The sequence below is a fragment of the Planctomyces sp. SH-PL62 genome (assembly GCF_001610895.1).
Lineage (GTDB): Bacteria > Planctomycetota > Planctomycetia > Isosphaerales > Isosphaeraceae > Paludisphaera.
Map to the genome: position 1 here is coordinate 5,433,666 of NZ_CP011273.1, position 25,851 is coordinate 5,459,516.

The window sequence follows — 25,851 nt, forward strand, 5'->3', positions numbered from 1 at the left end:
GGTTTGAGGCCTGCGCGCGACGAGGCGGGAGGAGCTTCGGCCCCTCCCGCCTCGTCGGCATCTCAGATTTCGACCGCGTCCACGCCCGTTCAGGCGTAGATGCGGATCTCCTTCTCCCGGACCTCGGCGCCGTGCTCGTACAGGAAGTCGAGGCAGCGGCGCGGGAGGCGGCAGTCCACGACGACCCGGTCGTTGGCCTCGTCATACGTGCGGCCGTGGATCTGGGCGTGCTGGGCCAGGTACGAGAGGACCCGGCCGTCGGCCACGCTGATCTCGACCTCGGCGTCGAGCGCCGATTCGAGGAGCGCCTGGCGGACGGCGTGCTCCAGGGCCTCGAGCCCCTCCCCCTTGGCCGCGCTGATCGCGATCGAGTCGCGATGCTGGGCGCGAAGGACGTCGAGGAACGAACGGTCGGGGACCCTGTCCGCCTTGTTGAGGACGAGCAAGGTCGGGTGGTCCTTGAGCCCCAGCTCCTCCAGGACCTCGACGACGGCCCGCACCTGCATCTCGGCGTCGGGGCTCGACGCGTCGACGACGTGGAGCAGGAGGTCGGCCTGGCGGGCCTCCTCCAGCGTGGCCTTGAACGACGCCACCAGGGCGTGCGGCAGGTCGCGGATGAAGCCGACCGTGTCCGAGAGCAAGGCGGCCCCGCCCCCCCGGAACCGCCACTTTCGGGTGCGGGTGTCCAGGGTGGCGAACAGCTTGTTCTCCACCAGGACGCCGGCGTCGGTCAGGGCGTTCATGAGGGTGCTCTTGCCGGCGTTGGTGTAGCCGACGAGCGAGACCGTGGGGAAATCCCCGCGGCCGGCGACCTCGCGCTCCTTCCGCGCCTGGATCTTGCCCAGCTTCGCCTTCAGCTCCTGGATCCGGTGGACGACCAGCCGCTTGTCTTCCTCAAGCTGCTTTTCGCCGGGACCGCGGACGCCGATGCCCCCCTTGTAGCGCGACAGGTGGGTCCACATCCGCTTGAGCCGCGGCATCGCGTATTCGAGCTGAGCCAGCTCCACCTGGAGGTGGGCCTCGTGGGTCTGCGCGTGGATCGCGAAGATGTCGAGGATGACCTCGGTGCGGTCGACGACCTTGCACTCCAGGGCCTTCTCGAGGTTGCGCGTCTGACCCGGCCCGAGGTCCGAGTCGAAGATCACCACGTCGGCCTCGAACGCCCGGACCTGCTCCTTCAGCTCGTCGACCTTGCCCGAGCCGATGTACGTCGCGACGTCGACCTGCTGGCGCTTCTGCAGCATGGTCCCGACCACGTCCAGGCCCGCCGTCTTGGCCAGGCCTCGGATCTCATCCAACGGGTCGTCGGTGTTGTACTCCCCCCCCGGCAGGATGACCCCGACGAGGACGGCGCGCTCACGATTCCCCGAACGCTCGTTGCGGCTGGTATCGATCAAAATAGGCTGAAACCTCGTCAAATGAGGAGTGGTCGGTGGAGGGACGTGGATCCGACGCGTGCGGACGAATTCTAAGCCGGCCGCCGGGTCCCGTCAACGAGGATCGCCCGTCGACGGCCCCCGGCGAGGGCTCCGATCGCGTCGCCACGTCCTTCTAGACGAACGCCGCGGCGTTCAGGTTCGAATCGAATCCCGAAGCTCCGCGAGGGCCGTCCGGCGGCTCATCCCAGCACCTTCCGGGGCTGGATCCAGAGGCCCTCCGGGCCGGCCTCGCCGAGCGCGAGGAGGCGGCCGTCGGGCGCGACGAGGGCGACCTGGGACCCGGCCGGGGCCTCGGCGACGACGCGACGGCCCAGGAGCACGTCGGCCGTCTGCCCCTCGTCCAGCGCGATCCTCGGCAGGTCGGGGACGGCGTCGAGCGCGGGCCGCAGCGCGTCGGCGAAGCTGTCGCGATCCAGGTCGTCCGGGGCGACGGCCTCCTCCTGGGCGAAGACGCCGATCCGGGTGCGCACCAGGGTCTCCATCAGGGCCCCGCAGCCCAGCGCCTCGCCGACGTCGCGCGCGATCGAGCGGATGTAGGTCCCGCTCCCGCAGTCGATCTCGACCTCCAGCCGGGGCCAGTCGTACCCCAGGATCTGGATGCGGCCGACGTGGACCGGCCGGGGCGCCAGCTCCACGACCTCGCCGGCGCGGGCGAGGTCGTAGGCGCGGCGGCCGGCGACCTTCAGGGCCGAATATTCGGGGGGCTGCTGGAGGATCTCGCCGATCTGCGAGGCCAGCGCCTCCTCGATCTCGGCGAGGGTGGGGACCTGGGGGTCGACCGTCGCCACGACGGTGCCGTCGACGTCGTGGGTATCGCTCCGCGCGCCCAGGCGGAACGTCGAGCGGTAGGTCTTCCCCATGCGCTGGACGTACTCGATCAGGCGGGTCGCCGGGCCGATGCAGACCACGAGGACGCCTGTCGCCAGCGGGTCGAGCGTCCCGGCGTGGCCCGCCTTGACCCGCTTCGGCAGCAGCCGCCCGACGCGGTTGACCACGTCGCGCGAGGTCAGCCCCGGCGGCTTGTCGACGTTCAAGATCCCTTCCCATTCCGGCTTCACGCTCACGATTTCGACGCTCACTTGCGGCTTCCTTCGAGATCGAATGCGGGGAGGCCGACCTCGTCGATCGGCTCTCTCGCGCGGAGGCGCCGGGCGGCCTCGGCGAATCGCCGGGACCTGGCCAGACGCTCGGTCGGGTCGTGACGGTAGCCCGCCACTCGCTGATAGTGCAGGCTCGTTCGGTCGCAGGCCTCGGCCAGCTTGCGGGCGTCGAGCCCGAAGCGGACGACGCAATCGGCCACGCCGGGCGCGACGATCGCGGCCGACGCCTCGCCGAAAACCCCTCGGGCTTTCAGCTCGCGGAGCACGGCGGCGGCCAGGGCCACGTAACCTTTCAAGTTGGGATGATGCGTATCCTCGACGACGTGGTCGTCGAGCATCCCCGTCGGGCTCGCGCCCTCAAGCTCGCGGCGGCCGTCGATCAGGATGCAGCCCTCGCGGCCCTCGGCCGCGCGACGGTACGCCTCGCGGAACGGGGCCTGGCAGCGGATCGGCAGGCCGTCCAGGTCGAGCGCCCGCAGGAACGCCTCGCGGGCCTCGGCGTTCCGGCCCTCGGCCAGGAGCCGCTTGCCGATCCGGTGATGGGCCTCGGCGAATCCGGGGTGGCGCGAGAGGATCGCCCGGTAGGCGGCCTCGGCGCGGTCGGGATCGGCGGCCTCGGCCGCGCGGGCCGACAGGAACTCCTCGGCGATTCGCGATCGCTCGGCCTCGTCGACCTCGGGCTCGACGGTGGAGCGGCCGGGCTCGTAGTCGGCCTCGTTGGCGGGGGGGATCACCAGGATCGGCAGGGCGCCGATCCGCTCGCAATAGGCGACGATCGCCTCCAGCCGCGCCGAGAAGTCGTCGAGCACCTCGCGGGCCTCGGCCGGGCTGCAAAGCGGCGGGTCGACGACCTGATGCCTCCCCTTGAGCGACGGCGGCGCGTCGAGCCGGTTCTTGCTGATCAGCTCCCGCGCCAGCCGGACGAACGGCGAGGCGGCGCCCATCCCGTGCACGGCGCGGACGACCGACGAGGCGGCGTCCAGGCCCAGTTCATAGACCCGGTCCTCCTCGTACCGCGAGGCGAATTCGTTGTGCCCGGAATAGACGACCACGGCGTCCGGCCGACGGGTGATTCGGGCGAGCTTCTGGTGCTGCTTCTCCAGCGAATCGCCGAGCCAGGCCAGCGTCTCGACCTCGAACCGACGCCCCGGGACCGCCTCCCCCAGCTTCGCGGCGACGATGGCGCCCACCGAGACCCACGGCCGATACGGCTCCCCCAGCGCGCTCGAACCGCCCAGAACGAGGATGCGATACACGGCCGGGTCCTCGGCCGGGAAGCTCGTCGGCAGGGCCGGGAATCGGTGCAGCCGCGATCGGATCGCCGCCGCCCCGAGTTCCAGCGAGGCCAGCGCCGCGAGACATGAGACGCCGAGCAGGAACAGCCGGCCGTAAACAGCGACGGGCCGACGCAGCCGACGCGCCCGCAACGCCCGCCAGGCGAAGAACGGGGTCCCGAGAAGTCCCACGAGGATCAGCGAGGCGTGGAGCAGGACGGCCGTTTCGAGGAGGCCGTCGGTCAGGCCCCGCCGGACGGATCGGGGGAGGATCGGCAGCCAGCCCGGCAGCGCGATCAGGACCGTGGCGGCGACCGCCGCCGGCGCCGCGAGCGCGAAACGCCCCAGCCACCGCCGGACGGCCTCGCGGCGGCCCGGGGGACGATCCTCGCGTGATGTTCGGCCCGACTGCTGGAGGTTCAAGGTTGGACGCCGGGCGGTGGTGTGGGAGGCTGCGCGTCCTGATATTCGCGCAGGGCGGTCAGCATGGTGGGCATCGATGCCGGGTCCTGGGCGAGAAAGCCGCTGAACGCCTCAAGGGTCTTCCCCGCCAGCTCTCGATAGCGGGCCTCGCCGGTGGCGCGGTGGAGGGCCAGCAAGGCCCTCGCGGCGACGGCGTTGGCGGACGGCAGGGCGTCGTCGAGCGGGTCCTTGGAGCGGGCGAGGAGCGTCTCGTGATCGTCGGCGGTGAAGAAAAACCCTCCTTCACCCACGTCGGCGAAGTCGGCGATCATCCGGTCGGCCAGCGTGCGGGCCTGCTCAAGCCGTCGCGGATCGCCGCCGGCCTCGTGGAGCCGCAAGAGGCCGTGGACGAGGAAGGCGTAATCTTCCAGGTAAGCGGGGAGCCTGGCGGCGCCGGCGCGATAGGACCGCAGGAGCCTCCCCGAGGGGTCGCGGAGCTTGGCGAGCACAAAGTCAGCCGCCCTGTCGGCGGCGCGGAGGTGGGCCTCATCCTTGAGCACCCGCCAGCCGTCGGCGTAGGCGGCGATCATGAGGCCGTTCCAGGCCGTGAGGACCTTGTCGTCGCAGGGGGGCGCGGGGCGAAGCTCGCGAGCGGCCAGGAGCCGGGCGCGGGGGCCTTCCAACCGCCTCGCCAGCTCCTCGACGGTCATCCCCATCGCCTCGGCCTGCTCGGCCCGGGTGCGGGGCTCGGTCAGGACGTAGCGGCCGTTCTTCTCGTTCGGCTCGCGCTTGAGGCCGTAGACCTGGAGGAAGACGTCGGCGTCGGGGTCGTTCGCGAGGACCTTGCGGACCTCGGGGCGCGACCAGAGGTAGTAGGCTCCCTCGCCGGCCTCGGTCTCGGCGTCGATGGAGGAGGCGAAGCCCCCCTCGGGGGTGGTGAGCGAGCGGGCCACGAAGCCGAAGGTCGCCTCGGCCTCGTCCTTCCAGCGCGGGTCGCCGGTGAGTTCGAAGGCTCGGACCTGGACGGAGGCGAGCTGCGCGTTGTCGTAGAGCATCTTCTCGAAGTGGGGCGAGCCCCAGAATCGGTCGGTGGCGTAGCGGTGGTAGCCGCCGCCGAGCTGGTCCCGGATGCCGCCGCGGGCCATCTGGTCCAGGGTCGTCAGGGTCATGGTCAGCGGGTCGCCGCGGCCGGGGGGTCGGGCCGGCCCGCGGCTGTGCTGGTCCAGGAGGAAGGCCAGGTTGGCAGGCTCGGGGAACTTGGGTCGCCGGGGGTTCTCGCGGTTATAGCCGAAGCCGCCGTACTCGGGGTCGAACTGCTCGGCGAGCCCGGCCAGGCCCTCGGCGGGGAGCGTCGCCGGCAGGGGCGCCTTGCGCCGAGGTCGGCCGTCGCCCAGCTTGCGGCGGACGATCTCGGTGAGGCCGGCGGCGGCGCGCTCCATCTCGGGCCGCTCCTCCCGCCACGACTTGAGGATGCCCGTCAGCACGGTGTCGAACCCGGTGAAGCCTTCCTTCTGGCGCGCGGGGAAGTAGGTCCCGCCGTAGAAGGGGCGGCCGTCGGGGAGGAGGAACATGGACATCGGCCAGCCGCCGGTGCTGAACGCCTGGAGGGCCGCCATGTAGACCTCGTCGACGTCCGGGCGTTCCTCGCGGTCGACCTTGATGCAGATGAATCCGGCGTTGAGCATCCGCGCGATCTCGGCGTCGCGGAAGCACTCGCGCTGCATGACGTGGCACCAGTAGCAGGCGCGATAGCCGATCGACAGGAAGATCGGCTTGTCCTGGGCCCTGGCGTCGGCGAACGCCTCCGGCCCCCAGGGCCGCCAGTCGACGGGGTCGTCGGCGTGGAGCAGCAGGTAGGGGCTCGTCTCGCGGCCGAGCAGGTTCCCCGCGCCTCGGGCGGGGGCCTCCTGGGCGCTCGCCGGCGGCGAGGCGAGGCCGGCGGCCAGGACGACCAGGAGTCGCGCGGCGAGCGTGCGAGCGGACGTCGATCGTGGCATCACGGAACCTCAGCCCAGGCGGCCGCGCCCTCGCGACGAGTCGCGGCGCGACGGGCGGACGAGCCGCCCCGATTGTACGCGGAACCGGCCGGCGATCCAACCCGCACGGGCGGGACCGCCTCGCGCCGGGCCGATCGTCACTTCGCCGCCGGGTCGCCGACGCCGGCCGTGCGGCGCCCTTCGGTGACCTTCACGTTGGCCATCCCCTGGAGTTCCTTCGGGAGGTCGTCGTGCTTGGCGAAGACCTTGCAGATGCCGATCTCGTCCTCTCCGGGGACGGCCTTCACCTTGATGCCCAGCGTGACCGTCTTGTTCGCGCCGATGCGCTCGATCTTGGGGAACTTGACGCCGGTGCCGTCCTTGGTCCCCTGGCTCTCCCCCTCGGGCCCGCCGGAGGTCTCGAAGATCTGGAGGTTGGGGGAGACCTCGGCCCGGACCTCGACGTTGGTCGCGTCCTTGGTTCCGTAGTTCTGGAGCTTGATGAGGAACATCGTCTCATTCCCGACGTCGACCACCCGCTTGATCTCGCGGACGATCAAGTCCAGGTCGGCCATGCCCTGGACGTCGGTGGAGCGTTTGTCGCGGACGACCGCCACGTTCTCCGCCCGCGCCTCGGCGGTGACTTCATAGAATCCGACGTCTCCCATGCGGACCTCGAACGCGAGCTTGCGGGGCTCCCCCTTCGGCGGCATCTCCGGCAGCGACCAGCTTAGTCGATGGGTGTTGATGTCCCAGGTCGCGTCGGGGGGCGTCTTCACGAGCCGGCCGCCGATGCCGAGCGAGACGACCACCTGGACTCGTCGAGCCGGCGCCGAGCCGGGGTTCTCGACCGTCAGCTCATAAGAACCGATCGTGTCGGTGTAGCGCTTCTCGGGCGCGGCGAGCTGGATCTTGAGTTCGGGTTCGACGACGTCGACGGGCCGCGTGACCTCACCGTCGGCCGGGTCGAAGATGACGTCGGGGCTGGTAGCCTTCACGGTGCAGGACTGGCTCCCCCCCTGCTTGGCGTCGACGATGAAGGGGGGCAAGTCCCGTCGTTCGAACGGCCCGAGGGTGTCGATGGGGATGTCGAAGCTGTTCTGCTCGTTCCGCTCGCCGCTCTCGTGGGCGAGGCCGGGGCTGAGCTTCGCCAGGACGACGACGTTCCGCGCCGGGCCGTCGCCGGTGTTGGTGATCGAGATCCGGAACTCGGCCTGCTGGCCTTTCAAAATTTTGGCGACGCTGGGGGTCTGGACGACCTCGACCTTGAGCTTGGGCTGGAGGACGCGGGTCCGCGCCTTGCTCCCGGCGCGGAACGTGACCGTCGCGGCGTGGTCCATGGGCGCGACCTGCGTGGGCGTGACCTTCATCAGGATCACCCGGCTGGTGCCGGCCGCCACGGTATCGAGCCCCCATGTGAGCAACCCCTGCTCATTCGTTTTGGGTTCGGGAGTGCTGGAGCCGAACTTCAGGCCCGCCGGCAACTCGTCGCGCACGACCACGCTGTAGGCGTCGGACGATCCGGTGTTCGCGACCACGAGCTTGACCGTCGCCTCCTTGTTCACGTTCATCTCGGCCGGGGCCTGCACCTCCACGCTGACGAGCACCTCGTGCTTGCCCATCGGCAGCCGATCCAGCGGCAGGAGGAACCCGACGTCGCCCGTCGGGGCCGGCGAGCCCGCCGGGGCGGGAGCGACCGGGGCGGCGGCAGGGGCGGGAGCGGGCGCAGCCTGCACGCGCTCCACCGCGTCGTCCTGCGGCGCGTCCGCCTTCGGCTTCGAGGGCAGGAAGCCTCGCAGCGCGCCCAAACCGAGGGCCGGCTTGGGCTCCGCCGCCGCGGAAGCGGGGGCGGGGGCGGGGAGGTCGGCCGGATCGTCGGGGAGGGCCACCGGATCGGCCGGGTCGACCGGCGCGGGGAGCGCGTCCACGGGGCTGAACCCGCCGGGCCCCTCCACGGGCGCCGGGAAGCTTTCCTGGAAGCCGAGGGCGCGCGCGGGACCGCAGACGATCAACAGCACGATGCCGAGCAGAAATACGAGTCGCCGGCCCATAGGTATCCATCCCCTCCTTGGGAGGCCCGATCGTCGACGCCGCGCGCGTCGCGACGGGTACGAGAGCGATTCGGAACGGCCGCCGTGGCGTGCGCGCGTCGCCGCGCGTTCGGGACCTCGGCCGATCCGCCGTCGGTTTGATAGCAGAAGCCCGCCCCACCCGGAAGGTCAATCCGGGCGATTCAACCTTCCCCGCCCCCCTCGATCCGCGCGGCGATCCGCTTCGCGACGGCCTCGGCGGGCTCGCCGGGCTCCATCGCCAGGGGGGCGACTTCCGCGAGCCCCCGGAACCACGTCCCTTGCCGCTTGGCGAACTGGCGGGTTCGGATCTGGATCAGGTCGATCGTCCGATCCAAACCCGGCCCCCCTTCCAGGTGGGCGATGACCTCGCTGTAGCCGACCCCTTGCGCCGCCACGCCGCTCAGGGGCCTCGGGGCCGACTGGAGGCGGCGGACCTCGTCCACCAGGCCGGCGTCGAACATCGCCGAGACGCGGCGGTTGATGCGGTCGTAGAGCACGGGCCGGGGGAGTTCCAGGGCGAACACCCGGACGCCCGACGCCGGGCGCTCGTGCTGGCGCTGGAGGGCGCTGAAGGCGGTCCCGGTCAGTTCGATGACCTCCAGCGCGCGGACGATCCGCCGCCGGTCGTTGGGGTGGAGCCGCGCGGCGGTCGCCGGGTCGAGCATCGCCAGCCGCGCGTGGAGCGCGGCGTCGCCCTGAGCTTCGGCCTCCGCCTCCAGCCGCTCGCGGACGACCGGGTCGGCCCCCGGCCCCTCGAACAGCCCACGCAGCATGGCCTTCAGGTAGAGCGCCGTCCCCCCCACGAACAGGGCTCGACGGCCGCGCGACTCGACGTCCCGGATCGCCTCGATCGCCCAGCCGCGATACTGCGCCACGCTGGCCGACTCCCACGGGTCGAGGACGTCGATCAGGTGATGCGGCACGCCCCCCCGCTCCGACGTCGTCGCCTTGGCCGTGCCGACGTCCATGCCCCGGTAGAGCGTCATCGAATCCAGCGCGAGGATCTCCGCGTCGAGCAACCGGGCCAGTTCGACCCCGACCGCCGACTTGCCCGAGGCCGTCGGCCCGGTCAGATAGATCGCGCGATGCTCCGGCGCGGCCGGCTCGCTCATCGCCCGGTCTCGGGGAGGGCGTCCCGCGCGGCTTCCTGGAGCGCCTCGTACGGGAAGATCCAGACGAGCGGCACGCCCAGTTTGGAGACGGTGTACGCGGGCTTCGCGCGGGTCGCCAGGATGCGGTCGCGGGCGTTCCAGGCGCCGGGACGGTTCTGAAGGACGTACCATTGCGGCGTCCCCCGGTCGAGCGGGACGAGCCGCCTCGGCAGCGCGCCGGTCTCGCGCAGGTAGAGCCACGAGGTCGGGAACGTAGAGAACTGGATCGTCCGCCCCGGCGCGGTCTCCGAGCGGAGCCAGGCCAGCGCGTCGGCGTCGAGGCCGTCCCAGTAATACGTCGGCTCCATGCCCAGCCTCGCCGCGCCCGCCGGCCCGCCGACCAGCGGACTGTAGTACGCCAGCGGCGCCGGGAGCATCAGCAGCACGCTCGCCACCCCTTCGATCAGGCTCGCCGAGGCGATCCAGCGCGAGCCTTTCCCCAGCCACGTCCGCATCTGCTCGACGCCCGGCCCCGTCAGCAGCGCAAGCACGCCGAAGGCCGGCAGGAACAGCCGCACGCCGTCGTGTCCCGGCGTGTTCGGCATCGCCCGGAGGGCCAGCAGGAACAGCCAGTGCCCCAGGATCAGCAGGACGACCGGCTCCGCCTTCCACCTCGCGACCGCTCGATACGCCCCGGCGAGCGCCAGCAGCAGGAAGCCGACGGGCGTGACGAGGACGGTCCAGACGATCGTGTTGTACCAGGGGAGCGACTCGACCGGCGTCTGGTAGATCCGCCCCAGGAACATCACGGGGATCGGGATCGTCTTCCCTCGCGTCAGGTTCGAGCGGAAGAACCGCAGGGGACCCGCGATCGGCTCGGTCCACCACGACGGATTGAGCAGGAAGACGACGACCACCCCCACCCCGATCCCCATCGCGAGGACCTCGAACGCCCGCCGCCGACGGTACAGGATCGCCCAGGCCAGGAACGGGAGCGGCAGGAACCACCCCGTCAGCTTGTCGGCCATCGCGCAGCCGAGGAAGACGCCGAACGCCAGCGCCGGGAGCCAGGCGAGGCGCCGGGGAGCGGGATCGTCGTCGCGCTCGACGGCCGCGACGAAGCAGAAGATCGCCAGCAGCCAGAGCGAGCTCAGGGGGCCGTCGTACGCGGCGTAGTGGCCGTGCCCGAACAGATTCGGCTGGAAGACCCAGGCGCCGGCCGCGACGGCGGCGGCCCACCAACCCCAGCGCCGGGCGACAAAGTGGAACAGGCCCGCCGCGGCCAGGCTGAACAGCATGATCGGCCCGAGGCGGGCGCGCGAGAGGTCCGGCAGCCCCGGCGCGAGCACGTCCCCCTTCAGGCCGAGCAAGGCGTAAAACGGCGGATGCCCGTGGGGCTCCTCGCGGGCGAAGGGCCAGAAATAGGCCAGGACGCGGGAGTCGAACAGGAGCTTGCCGCGAGCGTCGACCTGGTCGGGCCTCGGCGGCTGGGCGCCGACCTGCTGGACCAGTTCCTGGACGGGGGGCGTCCAGGTCGCCGCGAATGCGGCGGGGTCGCCAAGGGCCCGGAACCACGTCCGAAGCCGGGCCTCGCGGCCGAGGGTGTAGCCCTCGTCCCAGACGATCGCCAGGCTGGGCTCGGTCGCCAGCATGACCGCCAGGGTCGCCAAACCGACCGCCGCCGACGCGACGAGTCGACGCACGCGCGAGGCGGATTCGTCGGCGGGACGGGGCGGGGAATGCGAAGGCCCGCGCGCCTCGACGTGGGTCGTCGGGGCGCCCGGGCTGCTTTTCGGCGATTCGGGGTCGCTCAAGGCTCGCCGCTCCCCTCCGGGATCAGACGGGCGCCAGCGCCAGGAGGTCGACGGCTTCCAGACTCCCCGACACCGGCGCGTGAGAGCGGATCAGGGCGACTTCCGTGCAGTTCGGGAAGAGCGGGCAGCGCACGCACTCGTTCCAGATCTTGTGCGGCAGGTCCGCCTTGTCCATCTGCGCGTATCCGCAACGCTCGAAGAAGCCGACGGCGTAGGTCAGCGCGAAGACGGAGTTGATCTCCAGCTCGCGGGCCTGATCCCAGCAGGCGTCGACCAGCTTGCGGCCGACGCCGGATCGCTGCGCCTCCTCGGCCACGGCGAGGCACTTCAACTCGGCCAGGTCCTCCCAGAACACATGCAGCGCCACGCAGCCCACAACCCTGCCTTCCTCGTCGATCGCGACCAGGAATTCTCGGATGGACTCGTACAGCTCGCCCAGGGACCTTCGGATCATGACCTTCCGGTCGGCGAACTTGCGAATCAACTCGTAGATGGCGGGGACATCACCGACGCGCGCAGGGCGTATGTTCAATCGAGGGACCTCCCTTATCGGCGTTCAAAAGCCGTTTGGTGGGATCGAGGCGGAAACGAGACGAAGTCGCGGAAGATGGGGACGGGCCGGGCTTGCGAGATCGTATTGGCCCGGATCTCGATTATTAGACCTAAGGCCCCCAGAATCAAGCCGCTTTTCGACGAGATCCCGGGGGGGGTCTTTCTGGGTCAGCGGCGCACGGCCGGGGCGGCCTCGGCCGAGGGGGTCTCGGCGGCGGTGGGAGCGTCGGCCCTGGCGGCGAGGGCCTTCTGCTCCTCGCGGAAGGGGAGGACGTTCTCGGCGTAATACTTGACCATCGTGCGGTAGTCGGGGCCGTGATTGGCCTCGACGAGGCCGAAGCCCGCCGCGACCTCCTCGGTCGCCTGCTCCAGGGTCCAGCCGCAGTACTTGGTGCGGTAGGCGATCTGGACCATCGAGACCCGGTTCAGGCCGTGGTGGCAGTGGAAGTAGATCGGGTGGTTCTTGGAGTCGTTGACCACCGCGGCCGCCTCGTCCAGGAGCTGGAAGACCGTCTTGGGGTTCTCCATCCCACGCTGGTCGACGATCGGCACGTGCACCCACTTGATGCCCAGTTCCTCCGCCAGCGTCCGCTCCTTGACGGCGATGGCGCTGTCATGGGGGTGGGCCAGGGCGAGGATCGTCTTGATCCCGCGATCGCGGGCGATCCGCCGCATCGGCCATTCCTTCTGCCAGGCGCCGCGATAGACCTTGCCCGGCACCACCTCCGCGAACTGCTGCGCGAACACATAGTCCGAGCCGTGCCGCCAGATCTGATGCACCGCCAGCACGGCCAATCCGACCGCCAAAACGGAACGCAGCCACATACGACGTTTAGACATCGGGCAAATCCTCCCTGTCATCCGGCCGACGAACCGATGGTCCGCCCTGTCGAACATCGCCATCCTGGAGCGGGCCCCTCGCACACGTTGGTCGGACGAGGGCGGCGGATCCTAGCAAGAGCCGCCGGATGCCACAAGCCGGACGCCAGCCTCCGTTCTGCATCGGTCCCCGCCGATCGCGAGTTGAGGAAAACCCCCGTCGGGCGTCCGCCGGGACGTTTTCCGGTTCGTCAAATCCAAGGTCCTTGGTATTCTCGGGGCCTCGCCCTACGATTGGGCGTGCCGTCGGCAAGGCCTCGGGACCATTCGCTCATGGTGGATCAGACGATGCGAAAGGCGGTTCGGTTCGACGCGCCGACCCTCACGGAGCAAACCTTGCTGGCCCGATCCGAGCGACAATACGGCCAGGTCTCGAAGATCGTCGGCCTGTACCAGTCGGTGATGAGGCGCACGCTCGAGCACTTCTTCCCGGACTCCGTCCTGGAAATCCAGGGCGACCGCAGCATCATCGACTGGGACGTCGTGATGCAGGAGACCCCCTACAACCTCGTCGACGACCTCGACCGATTGGCGATCGACATCGAATGGCGGGGGACGCGGCTCACCTTCCAGCCGGGGAGCCCGGTCCCGCTCTTCCCCTCCGAGCGGCGGATGATCGACGTCATCGTCCACGCCCTCGACTACCGCTTCCGCTCCCTCTTCGACCAGGACGTCCACGACCGGGTGGAGCGGTTCAACTACCTCACCGAAGACCTGATCATCGCCGACTATCTGGCGTCCGAGGGTCCGTTCCGGATCCCCGCGGCGCTCGAGGCCCTTCGCGTCGCCGCGTTCTCCACCTATGAGAACCGTCGGGTCACCTCCGGCGCCATCCTCCTGGGGACCCCCGACGACCCCACCACCCCAGGCCGCGAGAACCTCAAGGGCGCCCCCCAGTTCAACGCCCGGCTCACCGCCATCAAGGGCTTCCACCGCCTCTGCGACGGCGTCCGCACCGTCTTCGTGGTCGACCCCCAGGGGGAACTCGTCCGGATCGCCGACGTCGCGCAATGGGCCGAGGAGACCCAGTCCGAGCGGACCGAGGCGCACCTCTGCCCCCGCCCCTATCAGAGCCACGCCCGGGCCACGATCTCCGGCGGCCACGTCTGCCTCATCCTGACCCCCTCCCAGGAGATCAAGGTCTTCGCGCAGGGGGAGATGGCCTTCAGCCTCAGCGACGGCCGCTGGCGTCTGCTGGACATCCCCAGCAAGTTCGCCGTCTGGAGCGAGGCCGTGCGCAGGTCCAGCGACGACGACCTCGCCCGCCGACTCTTTCAGGCCGCGATCAACCTCAGCGAGGCCCGCGTCGGAGCCTTGCTCGTGGTCGCCCGCGATCCCGAGACCTCGGTCCCCCAGCTCATCGCGCCGGTCGACCGCATGAAGGACGAAATCGCCGTCGACGACCCTCAGGACCCCGAGAACCTCTCGCCCCGCCTGGCCAAGCGGGCGCTCCACCACGCGGTCCGGGGCATGACCATCAGCCAGCTCGAACCCTCCGTCCTGGAGGCCATCGCCAGCCTCGACGGCGCCGTGGTCACCGACCCCGACGGCGCCCTGCTGACCTTCGGCGCCATCCTCCGCATCAATCCCGAGGTCCTCGACCTGGGGCGCTCCGTGCAGGGCGCCCGCACCCTCGCCGCCCTGGCCGCCTCGCAGTTCGGCCCCGTCCTCAAGGTCAGCGAGGACGGCTACGTCACCATGTTCCTCAAGGGCCGCCGCGTCTGGGAATTCTGAGCCGCCACGGCCGACCCGGGCGCGCCTGCCGACTTTCCCGGCTTCGAAGCGAACGCGGCCGGATGGAAAGCCGAGGGCTTCCATCCGGCCGCATTTCGGATCAGCGATCAAGGATCGCGGTCGTCCGCTCAGTTCTGGGCCGAAGCCTGGGGAGCGGCGAGGACCTGCGGGGTCGCGTAGGCCTGGGGAGCGGCGTAGACCGTCTCCGGGGCGCCGTAGACGACCTCGTTGCAGGTGGCGACCGGGGCGGCCTTCTTGCAGCCCAGGCCCTTCAGGCCGTGGAACTTCGGCATCTTCGGCATCTTGAAGCAATGCTTCTTGGGGGCCGGGGCGCAGGTCTCGACGACCACCGGGGCCGGGGCGCAGACGGGGGCCGGCTCGCAGACCACCGGGGCCGGGGCGCAGGCGACGGTCGGGGCGCAGGCGGTCTTCTTCTTGTGACAGGCCTGGGCGTCGCCGACCAGGACGAAAGAACCAACCAGAGCGCCGAGAGCCAGGCCCAACAGGTGACGCTTCATCATATCTCTCCCAAAGGATCAATCGAGTAGGGGAATCTCTGAACCGTTGTTCGACCCACCAGGAAGGACTTCGGTGAATCGCAGGGGTGTCTGACACGTAGGGTATATGATGAACCTCGAGATGCCAACCCCCCAGGTCGAGTTTCTTGGAAAAGTCCAGCAATCCCCCGTCATACCCGTTAAAACTCGCATTTCCATTAATCGGATCGCCCTTCCCATTCTTCCAAATCGCATGATCATGTCATCCAGCGCCACCCCGTCACCGCCGGAAACTCCCCGATCCTGAACGAGCAAACCACTCGCCCTCGAGCCCTCGCCCGGACGATCCGCTCAATCGCGCCGACCCGCCCTATGCGAGTCTTCGTTCCCTTCGGCAGCTCGCTTCGGAGCGAGGGCCGACGAACCAAGAGGTCCTCGGAGACCCCTCCTGCGAGGGAACGGCGGCGCCTGCTGGCGACGGCCTCGTCGATCCTCGATGATGGCGGTTCGGTTGTTCCCCTCCCTCCCCTGCCCGGAGCCCTGCTCATGACGTCGATCGTCCTCCTGTCGTTAAGCCTGGCGAGCTTCCAGGCGGAGCCGCCGCAAGCCGAGATCGTCGACGTGAAGAAGGTCTGGGATGACGCCAATCATAACGCGTTCACCGACCTGATCCGGTTCCAGGACCGCTGGTTCCTGACCTTTCGCGAGGGGAAGGGCCACGTCTCGCCGGACGGGGCGATCCGGGTCCTGACCTCGACGGACGGCGACGAGTGGGCCTCGGCGGCGCGGCTCACGTCGGAGACCGGCGACCTGCGCGACCCGAAACTTTCGATCACCCCCGACGGTCGGCTGATGCTCGCGGGAGCCTCGGCGCTCCACCAACCGGCCAAGGCCGGCCACCAATCCCTGGCCTGGTTCTCTCGCGACGGCCGCGAATGGTCGGAGCCGGAGCCGATCGGCGACCCCGATATGTGGCTCTGGCGACCCGCCTGGCACGAGGGGACGGCCTACGTCGTGGGCTACGCGACCGCCAACGGCAGTTCCACGCGGCTCTACTCCAGTCGAGACGGCCGCGACTTCTCCGCGATCGTCCCCAACCTGTTCGACAAGGACTTTCCCAACGAGGCCGCCCTGGCCTGGCTCCCCGACGAGACCGGACTCTGCCTGCTGCGACGGGACGGCAAGCCTGGCACCAGCCAGCTCGGGCGATCGAAGCCGCCCTACACCGAATGGACCTGGAAGGACCTGGGCGTCCACCTGGGGGGCCCCGCCCTGCTCCGCCTCCCGGACGATCGGCTCGTCGCCGGCGGCCGGCTTCACGCCCCGAAGGTCCACACCGCCCTCTGCTGGCTCGACCCGGATTCCGGGACGCTCACCGAGTTCCTCTCGCTCCCCTCCGGCGGCGACACGAGCTATCCGGGCCTCGTCTGGCACGACGGCCTGCTCTGGGTCAGCTATTACGCCTCGCACGAGGGGAAGACGTCGATCTATCTCGCCCGCGTCAAACTCCCCGCGAAGCCCCCGGCCAATCCCTGAACGGACAGACCGAGTTGCAATTCCCGGAGAATTCCGGATAATATCCCTTTCGTCCCAGTCTGCGCCGAGCGGTAAGAAAGTCGGGAGATGCTGACGTGGCCGTACCGAAGAGACGTAAATCCAAGTCCGCCAAGGGGATGCGCCGTAGTCACGACGCCCTGACGCCGGTCAACCTGACCATTTGCCCCATGTGCAAGCAGTCGGTCCCCACCCACCGAGTCCACGAGGAATGCCTCACCGAGCACTTCAAGAATGGTGCCCCGGGCCGCATGCCCTTCTGACTTCGGCCAAATTCGAACCATACGCCCCAGCGTCTCCCGCCGAGCCACCCCCGAATGGTTCGGCGTTTTTTTTGCGCCGAGCCAAACCGAGGCGAGTCCTCGCTCGTCGCCCTTGCCCCGATGTCGCTTCCTGATGATTCCTCGGCGCGCGCGAAAGCGGAGCCTTGCGACAGGGACGCAAGACTCCGCTTTGTGAGATTCGGGTCGGTCGAGACCGCCCTGATCCGCCCCGATCGATCAGATCGGGTAGAGGTTCTTGAGGTTCTCGCGGGCGGCGGCGCTCCCCTTCGAGGCCTTGATGAGGGGGAAGGTCTGCATCTTGCCGTCGACTTCGAGGGTCAACTGGCCGCTGCGGATGACCGAGGTGGCGACACGGACGCGCGTCGTCTGGCCGTTGGGGAGCCAGACGTGGATCAACTGCAAATTCGGCTTGAAGGTCCGGCGGCTGATGCCGGTCGTCTTCTTGCCGACGCCGCCGAGGTACTTCGCCTTGCCGCGTTCGGTCTTACGATTGCCGAACGTGGTCTTCTTCCCGCTGACTTCGCAAACGCGGCCCATCGTTCCTGACTCCTGCCTGCCCTGCGACGGCCGTCCCGAATCGGGCGGACGCCGTTTGATTGCGATTCCGTAGCGTGGACGCATCCGTCGCGGGGTCGGCCGATAGGACGCGCCGTGGCCGCGAGGCCCACGGTCTTCCGTAATCGGCGCAATATGCGCACGGAACCTCCGCGGGAAAGAGTCCCATTATCGCGTTGCTCGCGCAACTTTCAAGCCCGACCTTCGCTTCGGCTTGCTCGGGACCGCCGAACGGGCGTATCCTGCCGCTCGATCAACCAGGATGCAGCCCAGGGAACGGGAGCCCCCCATGCTGTTGCGACGCGCGGAACTGGTCGTTTTCGGCGTCGTCCTGGCGGGATGCGTCGGGATCTTCTTCCACGACGCCCTCCGGCCCGGCCGGGTCCTCAGCCCGGCCGACGTCCTGTTCGTCCAATCCAGCTTCCGCGAGCCCGGCGCGTCGGCGTACGAGCCTGAGAACCGGCTCCTGATGGACCCGGTCCTCCAGTTCCAGCCCTGGCTGGCCTTCAATCGGGCCGAGCTCCGCGCCGGGCGGCTCCCGCTCTGGAACCCCTACGCAGGCTGCGGCGCGCCGCACGTGGCCAACGGCCAGAGCGCGGTGTTCGACCCGTTCAACCTGATCATCGTCCTGGGCGCCTGGCCCGACGCCCTCGCCTGGACGGCCGCAGCGAGGCTCTGGTTCGCCGGGCTGGGGGCGTTCCTGCTGGCGAGGTCGTGGGCGTTCGGCCCTTGGGGACGCTGGTTCGCGGGCCTCTGCTTCCCCTTCTGCGGCTTTCTCGTCGTCTGGCTCCTCTACCCGGTGACTCCCGCCGCGGTCTGGCTCCCCTGGCTGTTGCTGGCGACCGACCGGGCCATCCGGGAGCCCGGCCCTCGCGCGGCGGGGCTGCTGGCGTTCGCCGTGGCCGGGGTGCTCGTCGCCGGCCACGTCCAGACGAGCGCGCACGTCCTGCTGGCCGGAGGGCTGCTCGCGGCCTGGCGACTGGCGAGGGCCTCCGATCGCCGACGTCCGGCCGTCGCGTGGGGCGCGGGGATCGCGCTGGGGGTCGGGATCGCGGCCGTCCAGGTCGTCCCACTGGGGGAGTACCTGACGAAGAGCCCGGTGTGGGTCGAACGGCGCCGCGAGCATCCCCCCTGGTGGAAGCCGACCCGGCCGAGGGTTTTGGAGGCCGCCTGCACCGCGCTTCCCTATGTGTACGGCAGTCAGCGGCGCGGCCATCCGAACCTGGCGCGGGGGCTCGGGCTGAACAACTTGAACGAATCCGCCGGCGGCTTCGCCGGGCTCGCCACGCTCATCTGGCTCGCCCCCCTGGCGGCCGTCGGGGCCCGCCGCCGTCCCGAAACGGCGTTCCTCCTCGCCGTGCTCGCCATCGGCGCGATGGGGGCGTTCCGCATCCCCCCCGTCGACAACTTCCTGCGCGCGCTGCCGGTCGTGGGCGTGATGGACAACCGCCGGCTCACGTTGTGGGTCGCCTTCGCCCTGACGTTCCTGGGGGGCCTGGGCATCGACCAGGCGGCGCGGGGCGTGCTCGTCTCGCGGCGCTGGACGTGGGCCTGGATCGCGGCGGGGCTTACGCTGGGTGCGACGGCGGCGGCCGTCCCCTTCGCCGAGCCCCTGATGCGGCAGCGGGCCGCGAGCCACTATCGCGTCGCCGACGCGGCCGAACCCCTCGAACCGGCCGAGATCGCGCGTCGCGTCGAGCTTCAGGTCGGAGCGGTGCGAGACTTCACGCCTCCGTATCTCGCGCTCGGCGCGACCGCCTTCCTCGCGCTCGCCGCGACGGCCGAGGCCGCGCGACGCCGTCCCCAGGTCCGACGCGCGCTCCCCGGCCTGCTGCTGGCCGCGACGCTCGCCGACCTTTTCGCCTTCGGGATCGGCCTCAACCCGGCGATCGACCGCGCCGTCCAGGAGTTCGAGCCCCCCGCGATCGCCAGGCTTCGCGAGGGGCTGGAGCCCGGTCGGCGGGCGATCGGCGTCGGCGGGGAGCTGCCGCCGAACGTCCTGATGCGGTTCGGCCTGGCCGACGCGCGGAACTACGATTCGGTGGAGCTGGCGCGGAGCCTCGACTGGTTCGAGCCGCTCTACGAGCCGACCGACGAGGCCCGCAGCAGCCGCCGCACGGTGTCGTGGCCGACCGTCGGCGTGGCCCTGCCGAGGCTCCGCGAGGCGGCCGTCGGGGCCGTCGTCGCCGCGACGCCCCCGCCCGCTCCGGGCCTGTTTTCGCGGATCGAACGGGCCGGCGACGCCTGGATCGCCTGGCTCGACGGGCCCGGCCGCGTCACCCTCGAAGGCCCCGGCCGCGCGACGCTTTCGCCCCGCTCGACGCCCGCCGCGATCCGCGTCGAGGTCGACGCCGAGGGGCCGGGCCGCGTGGTCGTCCGCGAGACCTGGGACGGCGGCTGGGCGGCCCGCGTCGACGGCCGACACGTCACCATCGACAAACATCATGATATATTTATGAGCATGTCCGTCGACTCGCATGATCGCGTCGTCGAGCTTGCATATCAGCCGAATTCGCTGCGTTTCGCCGCGATCGCGGCGGCGGCGTCCGCGGCGGCGGCGGGACTCGCCTTGACAGGAGGGGCGGCCGCGCGGATTCATGGAATGGCCGAACGAGGGCTTGGACGGACCCGAGCCCGCCGGTTAAGATCGGGCTGAACGATCTCGGCCGGGGCGGACGACCGGCACGTCGCTATTGAGGATGAAACGCTGATGGTCCACTTCACGTGCGATCTCTGCGGCAGGGACATCACCTCCTCCGGGGAAGACCGATTCGTGGTCAAGATGGAGGCCTTCCCCGGCTTCGACCCCAACGAGATCAAGGAAGAAGACCTCGACGACGACCCGATGGAAGCCGTCTCCGAACTGCTCCGGCGCGACGAGGAATTCGCGTCCCGCAACGACGCCGAGGACGCCGGCCGGCGCCACAGCTTCCGGTTCGACCTCTGCCCCTCCTGCCACCGCAAGTTCTTGCGCAACCCCCTCGGCAAGTCGAACGCCAGCGTGCTCGACTTCAGCAAGAACTGATCCGGCCGAGGCGTTCGGCCGAAAGACCTCCAAACCCATCGCGAAGGCGTCCCGCATCGAAAGGCCCCGCGAGATGGAGTTCGGAGGCTTTATTCTCCTGGGGGCCCTCGCGGCGGCGGTGATCGGCGGCGGCCTCGGCCTAATCGTCGCCTTCGTGGACCGTTCGCCCCGGCGCAGGAAATGGCTCTGCATCTGGCTGTGCGGAGCGATCCTGCTCGCGGCCTTGGGGAAGCACCTTCGCCAGGCTTTTTGGCTGGACGAGCCGCTGCTCATCGCGGCGGCCTCGGGCGACCGGGCCCGCGTCGAGGCCCTGCTCCGCGCGGGGGCCGACCCCGACGCGCGGTGGGAAGACGGGACCTCGGCCCTCTCCGCGGCCCGCGCCGCCGGCTTCCGGGACGTCGCGACGATCCTGGAACGGGCCGGCGCGACTCGGTAGGCGGACGTGGTCGCGGCGAGCGGATCGAACCGGGCCCGCCGCCCCCCGGCGGCGACGGCATCGGGAATCAGCGCGCCACGAGCATCAGGACGTTGGTGACCATGGAGAGGGCCAGGACGACGGCGAGGGCGGCGATGATCTGGTTGCGGGCGTTGACGTAGCCGGCCATCTCGATCATCTGGGCTTCGTCGACGGTGGTGGGGGCGTAGTCGTCGGCCTCGCCTTCGGCGAGGGCTTCCAGGCTGTCGGGCTTCTGGCCGGCGATCATGGGGCTGTCCCCCTGGAGCAGGCACTTGAAGTCCAGGATGAGGTCGTCGGGCGTGGTGTAGCGGTTCTCGCGGTTCTTGGCGAGCATGGTCTCGATGACCATGCCCAGGCCGCTGGAGATCTTGGTGTTGAGGTGGTCAGGCGGGACCAGCTCCACGCGGGGGTCGACGTGCTTGCGCATGACCTCGGACGGGGTGTCGCCGCCGTAGGGGACCTTGCCGGTCACCATGTGATAAAGGGTGGCGCCGAGGCTGTAGATGTCGGCCCGGATGTCGACGTCGGTCTGGCCCCGGACCTGTTCCGGGCTGATGTAGTAGGGGGTGCCGATCGCCATCCCGGCCTCGGAGAGCCCCCACGTCTCGTCGCCGGTCAGCCGCGCCAGGCCGAGGTCGGCGAGCTTCACGCCGCCGTCCTTGGTGAGGATCACGTTCTCCGGCTTGACGTCGCGATGGATCAGCCCGCGCTGGTTGGCGTGCTTGAGGGCCTCGGCGACGGCCATGGCGATGCGGACGGCGTCCTTCTCCTCGAAGATCTTGTTCTTGTCGAGGAAGTCCTTGATCGTCGGCCCCTCGACGTACTCCATGACGAAGAAGAACCGCCCGCCGGCCTCGCCCGCGTCGATGGCGTTGACGATGTTGTTGTGCGAGAGCTTGGCCGCGATCTGGGCCTCGCGCTCGAAGCGGCGGATGAACTCCTTGTTCTGCGCCAGGCTGTCGAGCAGGATCTTGACCGCCACGGTCCGATTGACGCTGTTCTGGCGGGCCTTGAAGACGACCCCCATGGAGCCCTTGCCCAGCTTCTCGATGATCGTATAGCCGGGGATTTCCAGCTTCCTCGCCGCCTCGCCGCGTTCCTGGAGCAGCCGGGCCATCTGCCCCTTGGTCAGGACCTTGGCACCGACCATGACGTCGAGCAGGCTCGGGCCCGGCGTCCCGTCCGCCTGCGCGGCGAGCTTGGCGCGATGCGACTTGCACGCCTCCACCTCGCCGGGCGTGGCGAGCCCCCGACGGATGATCGAGCGCTCGAGGTTCGATTCGTCGAGCGACGAGAGCCCCCGGGCGTCCTTGGGCGTCGAGGCCGAGGACGGCGACGAGGAGGGGGACGAGGATGGGGTGCTGCGATTATCGGCGTCGGCTGGGGCGGCCATGCGGACGTCTCCGCGCCCTCCGCCCGTCGCGACCGGGCGGGAGCTTTGTCTGGAATCCAGGGATCATCGAGGACGTTGCGGCGAGGCCGAGATGGGGCGGACCGGGACGGGCGCCTCGGCGACCCGACCCGACGTCCGCTCGACGCCGCTCTCGTCAAGGATACCAGCGCCGGGGCGGTTTGTGTCGCCCCGCCGCCGTTCCCGGCGCGCATCCCGAATTCTTGCGGGGGCTTTTGCACGTGCGTTATGATGGGGCCTTGTAAGCCCGAGGCCGTCGCGAGCCCGAATAGCGAACGGCCGGCGACCGGAGGCCGGGCCGGCGTCGAGGTCGCCGACGGCCTGGAAGCGCGTCCCGAGCGAGTCTTTCTGAGCGGATGGAGTGGCGATGTCGTTGTTGAAGATTGGCGTGATCCCCGGCGACGGCGTCGGGCCGGAAGTGATCGCGGTCAGCCTGGGAATCCTCGAAAAAGTCGCCAAACGCGACGGCCTCGCCTACGAGTTGCATGATTTCGACCTGGGAGGCGAGCGCTTCCTCAGGACCGGCGAGGTCTTGCCCCAGGCCGACCAGGACCGCCTCCGGGCCTGCGACGTCATCCTTCTGGGGGCCGTCGGCCATCCCGGCGTGCCGCCGGGCGTGCTGGAGAAGGGGATCCTCCTCAAGCTCCGGTTCGACTTCCACCAGTACATCAACCTCCGCCCCGTCCGCCTCTTCCCCGGCGCCCCCACCCCGCTCAAGGACAAGGGGCCGGACGACATCGACATGGTGGTCGTCCGCGAGAACAACGAGGACCTCTACGTCGGCGCCGGCGGGTTCACCTACAAGGGGACGCCCGAGGAAGTCGCCATCCAGACCTCCATCAACACCCGCGCCGGCGTCGAACGCTGCATCCGATACGCCTTCGAAGCGGCTCGCGGCCGCGCGACGCGGGGGGCCTCCCGGTCCCTCTCCGAGGACGACAAGAAGAAGGGGTACGTCCGCCAGGTCACGCTGGTTGCCAAGACCAACGTCCTGACCTTCGCCCACGACCTCTGGATGCGCGCGTTCAACGAGGTCGCCCGCGACTACCCGGACGTCAAGCCCTCCTACATGCACGTCGACGCCTGCTGCATGCGGATGGTCACCAACCCCGAATGGTTCGACGTGGTCGTGACCACCAACATGTTCGGCGACATCATCACCGACCTGGGCGCCGTGCTCCAGGGGGGCATGGGCCTGGCCGCCTCCGGCAACCTCAACCCGGACAAGACCGCCCCCAGCATGTTCGAGCCGGTGCACGGCTCGGCGCCGGACATCGCCGGCAAGGGGGTCGCCAACCCGCTGGCGGCGATCCTCTCGACCGCCATGATGCTCGACCACGTCGGCGCCGGGGCCTCGGCCGACCGGATCCGCCGCGCCGTCGCCGCCGTGCTGGCCGCCGGCGCCCCCAAGACCCCCGACCTGGGCGGCAAGAACTCCACCGTCGAGGTCGGCGACGCCGTCCGGGACGCGCTCGATCGGGAATGAGACCGCGAGGGCGGCGGGACCGGGGGCCCACCCTTGACTCGCCGCCCTTCGCCCCTCATAATGCAATACTGCATGCAATCTCGCCGCGATTCCCGCATTTCGCAACCACGTCGCGTGGCGGGGAGTCGACGAATGTTGTAGCTTGAGAGATACGACTATTGTCCGGCTGAACGGACGGCCCGGACGACGGCCGACCTTCCCTTCTCCGAGGAATTCTCGATGCGCCGCATTCCCGACAGTCGGCACCGGAGATCGGGCTTCACCCTGATCGAGCTTCTGGTCGTCATCGCCATCATCGGCGTGCTGGTCGCCCTGCTGCTGCCGGCCGTCCAGTCGGCGCGCGAGGCGGCCAACCGCGCGCAATGCCAGAACAACCTGAAGCAGTTGGGTCTCGCGGCGCAGGAGTATCACGACTCGTTCAACGCCTTCCCGGCCGGCTGGTACTGCACGCCGCCGATCTACGACCCCGTCAATCCCAACACGGTGATCGGCGGCGACGTGACCGGCTGCGCCAACAATTACACCCCCTATCAGCCCTACCAGTGGAACGGCATGGTCGGCCTGTTCAACAAGCTGGAGCAGGGGAACCTGTTCAACGAGATCAACTTCGACTACGGCCCCAACCACGTCATCAACACCACGGCCGTCCGCCGCACCCTGACCGGCTTCGTCTGCCCGTCGAACCGCCGCCCCGAGACGACCACCCAGACCGGCTCGACCCAGAAGATGGGCCCGTCCGACTATCGCGGCAACATGGCCGCCGGCATGATCCTGCCCGACCCCGCCGGCAACTGCCCGACCCAGGACCCGACCAACATCTACTGCCTGAACTACGACAACGGCGTCACCTACCAGAACTCCAACGTGGGGATCGCCGACATCACCGACGGCACGACCAACACCTGCCTGATCGGCGAGACCATCGCCCCCAACGGCGTCTGGGCCCCCGCCACGAGCTGCTGCGTCCGCACCAACACCGACCGCACGATCAACCGGCCGATCGTCTCCGGCGGCGTGAACTACTACACCTACTGGTCCAGCAAGCACCCCGGCCTGGTCAACTTCGTGAACTGCGACGGCAGCATCCGCACCGTCACCGCGACCATCGCCAAGCCGGTCCTGAACAAGCTCATGACCCGCAACGGCGGCGAGACCATCTCGGCCGACGAGACCAAGTGACGCAAGGCGAGGCCGGGTTCCGAGCCCGGCTCCGCCCCCCTCCACTCGCCCTTCACTCGATCAGCGCGTCGGCGACCGCCTCGATGGTCCCCGGCGCGTTACCTTCCAGGCGGTTGTTCACGAACACGAACGCCGGCTGGGCCGCCTCCCAGGCCCGCTCGGCGAGCGCGCGGAGAGCCTCGCGGACGGCCGGGTTCGGCTGCTGGACGCACCGGTACGGGCTGTACGCCTTGACCGCATCCTCGTAGGGCTGGCCGCGCCGGAGCAAGGCCCGGACGACGGTGAAATCGGCCGTGAACGCGGCGGGCGTCTCCGCCTGCTCGATCAGCTCGGGCATCCGGGTCCAGGAGCTGAAGACGTGCGCCACGTTGCGGGCGCGGAGCGCGTCGAAGTAGGGCTCGCCCAGGTATTCCGGGTTGCGGATCTCGACGCCGTAGCGGAAGCCCGGCGGCATCTCGTCCAGGAACGCCCCCAGGCGCTCGCGGAACTCGTCCACGCCCGACATGCTCGATTTCGCCATCGTCCCGAACTCGAACATCAGGACGGCCACGCGGTCGCGATACTTCCAGAGCGGCCGGGCGAACAGCTCCTTGAAGAGCTTCGGGTCCAGGAACCCGTCGTTGACGTTCCCGGCCCTGGTGCCATAACGGGCGTGTCGCGGCCAGCGGGGGACCGTCACCTCCTCCGGGACCTTCAGGCCGAACCGGAGGCTCTCGGGCGTCCCTTCGAACAGCGCCTTCCAGTAGCCGGCCGAGGGGAACTGGTAGAAGCTGAAGTCGCCGCCGACCACGGGGAAGACCCGCGCGTACTCGCGCAGGCACTCGGCCTCGAACTTCTTGATCGAGAGCTTCCCGCGCGTCTGGTAAAGCTCGGGGCTGTAGATCGAGCCCAGCCAGCCCTCGTACTTCCACGACGAGGTGCCGAAGAACAGGCCCTTCTCCGCCAGGGCGCGGAGCTTGGGGGCCAGGGCGGCGGCCTGGGGAGGGAGATCCTCCTGGGAATCGAACAAGGAGAGCTGGTTCATGTCCGGCGCGTTCCTCCCGGTCCCGGCCGACGAAGCGGCCGTCGGC

General features: G+C 69.7%; 21 protein-coding genes. 8 read left to right on the top strand and 13 right to left on the bottom strand.

Annotated elements, in window-relative coordinates:
- Positions 1-89: 89 nt before the first annotated feature.
- The 9 genes from hflX to VT85_RS21115 all read right to left on the bottom strand — a co-directional run bounded on the left by hflX (position 90) and on the right by VT85_RS21115 (position 12,560).
- The gene (gene hflX / locus VT85_RS21075) at positions 90-1,397 is read right to left on the bottom strand and encodes a GTPase HflX (RefSeq protein ID WP_068419760.1); all 1,308 of its coding nucleotides are present in this window, start codon (positions 1,395-1,397) and stop codon (positions 90-92) included.
- A 221-nt stretch (positions 1,398-1,618) separates the two neighbouring features.
- The gene (truB, locus tag VT85_RS21080) at positions 1,619-2,518 is read right to left on the bottom strand and encodes a tRNA pseudouridine(55) synthase TruB (RefSeq protein WP_197490915.1); all 900 of its coding nucleotides are present in this window, start codon (positions 2,516-2,518) and stop codon (positions 1,619-1,621) included.
- Entirely contained in the window at positions 2,515-4,236 is a 1,722-nt protein-coding gene (locus VT85_RS21085) for a tetratricopeptide repeat protein (RefSeq protein WP_068419762.1), read from the bottom strand. Before VT85_RS21085 ends, truB begins: the two co-directional genes overlap by 4 nt.
- Positions 4,233-6,212: a thioredoxin domain-containing protein gene (locus tag VT85_RS21090; protein ID WP_068419764.1), complete on the bottom strand. Its 1,980-nt coding sequence runs from the start codon at positions 6,210-6,212 to the stop codon at positions 4,233-4,235. Before VT85_RS21090 ends, VT85_RS21085 begins: the two co-directional genes overlap by 4 nt.
- Before the next feature lie 137 nt (positions 6,213-6,349).
- Positions 6,350-8,242 (bottom strand): DUF11 domain-containing protein, encoded by a 1,893-nt coding sequence (locus tag VT85_RS29760; RefSeq protein ID WP_068419766.1) that lies wholly within the window; start codon positions 8,240-8,242, stop codon positions 6,350-6,352.
- Positions 8,243-8,424: 182 nt separating this feature from the next.
- Positions 8,425-9,375 (bottom strand): tRNA (adenosine(37)-N6)-dimethylallyltransferase MiaA, encoded by a 951-nt coding sequence (gene miaA / locus VT85_RS21100; RefSeq protein WP_068419768.1) that lies wholly within the window; start codon positions 9,373-9,375, stop codon positions 8,425-8,427.
- Positions 9,372-11,057, bottom strand: coding sequence for a glycosyltransferase family 39 protein (locus tag VT85_RS21105; RefSeq protein WP_068422434.1), 1,686 nt, complete (start codon positions 11,055-11,057; stop codon positions 9,372-9,374). The genes miaA and VT85_RS21105 overlap by 4 nt, the downstream gene beginning before the upstream one ends.
- A gap of 133 nt (positions 11,058-11,190) precedes the next feature.
- The gene (locus VT85_RS21110) at positions 11,191-11,700 is read right to left on the bottom strand and encodes an N-acetyltransferase (protein ID WP_068419770.1); all 510 of its coding nucleotides are present in this window, start codon (positions 11,698-11,700) and stop codon (positions 11,191-11,193) included.
- Between the two features lie 188 nt (positions 11,701-11,888).
- Positions 11,889-12,560: a fused DSP-PTPase phosphatase/NAD kinase-like protein gene (locus tag VT85_RS21115; protein WP_082859032.1), complete on the bottom strand. Its 672-nt coding sequence runs from the start codon at positions 12,558-12,560 to the stop codon at positions 11,889-11,891.
- Positions 12,561-12,887: 327 nt separating this feature from the next.
- Between VT85_RS21115 and VT85_RS21120 the strand changes: the two genes are divergently transcribed.
- Entirely contained in the window at positions 12,888-14,333 is a 1,446-nt protein-coding gene (locus VT85_RS21120; RefSeq protein ID WP_068419772.1) for a diadenylate cyclase, read from the top strand.
- Between the two features lie 128 nt (positions 14,334-14,461).
- Here the strand turns inward: VT85_RS21120 and VT85_RS21125 are convergent, their stop codons facing one another.
- Positions 14,462-14,851 carry a hypothetical protein gene (locus tag VT85_RS21125; protein ID WP_156512998.1) on the bottom strand — a complete coding sequence of 130 codons (390 nt, stop codon included), beginning with the start codon at positions 14,849-14,851 and terminating at the stop codon, positions 14,462-14,464.
- A gap of 525 nt (positions 14,852-15,376) precedes the next feature.
- On the opposite strand from VT85_RS21125, the gene VT85_RS21130 reads away from it, so the two are divergent.
- Together VT85_RS21130 and rpmF are read left to right on the top strand one after the other, a co-directional pair.
- On the top strand, positions 15,377-16,366 hold the full coding sequence (locus tag VT85_RS21130; protein ID WP_068422437.1) for a sialidase family protein: 990 nt from the start codon (positions 15,377-15,379) through the stop codon (positions 16,364-16,366).
- Between the two features lie 95 nt (positions 16,367-16,461).
- Positions 16,462-16,647 carry a 50S ribosomal protein L32 gene (rpmF, locus tag VT85_RS21135; protein ID WP_068419776.1) on the top strand — a complete coding sequence of 62 codons (186 nt, stop codon included), beginning with the start codon at positions 16,462-16,464 and terminating at the stop codon, positions 16,645-16,647.
- Between the two features lie 237 nt (positions 16,648-16,884).
- On the opposite strand, the gene rpmB is transcribed toward rpmF, so the two are convergent.
- On the bottom strand, positions 16,885-17,205 hold the full coding sequence (rpmB, locus tag VT85_RS21140; RefSeq protein ID WP_068419778.1) for a 50S ribosomal protein L28: 321 nt from the start codon (positions 17,203-17,205) through the stop codon (positions 16,885-16,887).
- A 307-nt stretch (positions 17,206-17,512) separates the two neighbouring features.
- Here rpmB and VT85_RS21145 point away from each other — a divergent pair, with 307 nt between their 5' ends.
- From VT85_RS21145 to VT85_RS21155, 3 genes are all read left to right on the top strand, one after another.
- The gene (locus tag VT85_RS21145) at positions 17,513-19,879 is read left to right on the top strand and encodes a hypothetical protein (protein ID WP_068419779.1); all 2,367 of its coding nucleotides are present in this window, start codon (positions 17,513-17,515) and stop codon (positions 19,877-19,879) included.
- Positions 19,880-19,933: 54 nt separating this feature from the next.
- On the top strand, positions 19,934-20,248 hold the full coding sequence (locus VT85_RS21150; protein ID WP_068419780.1) for a hypothetical protein: 315 nt from the start codon (positions 19,934-19,936) through the stop codon (positions 20,246-20,248).
- Between the two features lie 73 nt (positions 20,249-20,321).
- The gene (locus VT85_RS21155; RefSeq protein ID WP_068419782.1) at positions 20,322-20,684 is read left to right on the top strand and encodes an ankyrin repeat domain-containing protein; all 363 of its coding nucleotides are present in this window, start codon (positions 20,322-20,324) and stop codon (positions 20,682-20,684) included.
- 67 nt (positions 20,685-20,751) lie between these two features.
- On the opposite strand, the gene VT85_RS21160 is transcribed toward VT85_RS21155, so the two are convergent.
- Complete coding sequence (locus VT85_RS21160) at positions 20,752-22,098, bottom strand: serine/threonine-protein kinase (protein WP_082858781.1); 1,347 nt, start codon at positions 22,096-22,098, stop codon at positions 20,752-20,754.
- Between the two features lie 385 nt (positions 22,099-22,483).
- Between VT85_RS21160 and VT85_RS21165 the strand changes: the two genes are divergently transcribed.
- Entirely contained in the window at positions 22,484-23,602 is a 1,119-nt protein-coding gene (locus VT85_RS21165; RefSeq protein WP_068419784.1) for a 3-isopropylmalate dehydrogenase, read from the top strand.
- A 219-nt stretch (positions 23,603-23,821) separates the two neighbouring features.
- The gene (locus tag VT85_RS21170) at positions 23,822-24,781 is read left to right on the top strand and encodes a DUF1559 domain-containing protein (protein ID WP_068419786.1); all 960 of its coding nucleotides are present in this window, start codon (positions 23,822-23,824) and stop codon (positions 24,779-24,781) included.
- A gap of 52 nt (positions 24,782-24,833) precedes the next feature.
- Here the strand turns inward: VT85_RS21170 and VT85_RS21175 are convergent, their stop codons facing one another.
- Positions 24,834-25,805 (bottom strand): DUF72 domain-containing protein, encoded by a 972-nt coding sequence (locus VT85_RS21175; protein ID WP_068419788.1) that lies wholly within the window; start codon positions 25,803-25,805, stop codon positions 24,834-24,836.
- Between the last annotated feature and the right edge of the window lie 46 nt (positions 25,806-25,851).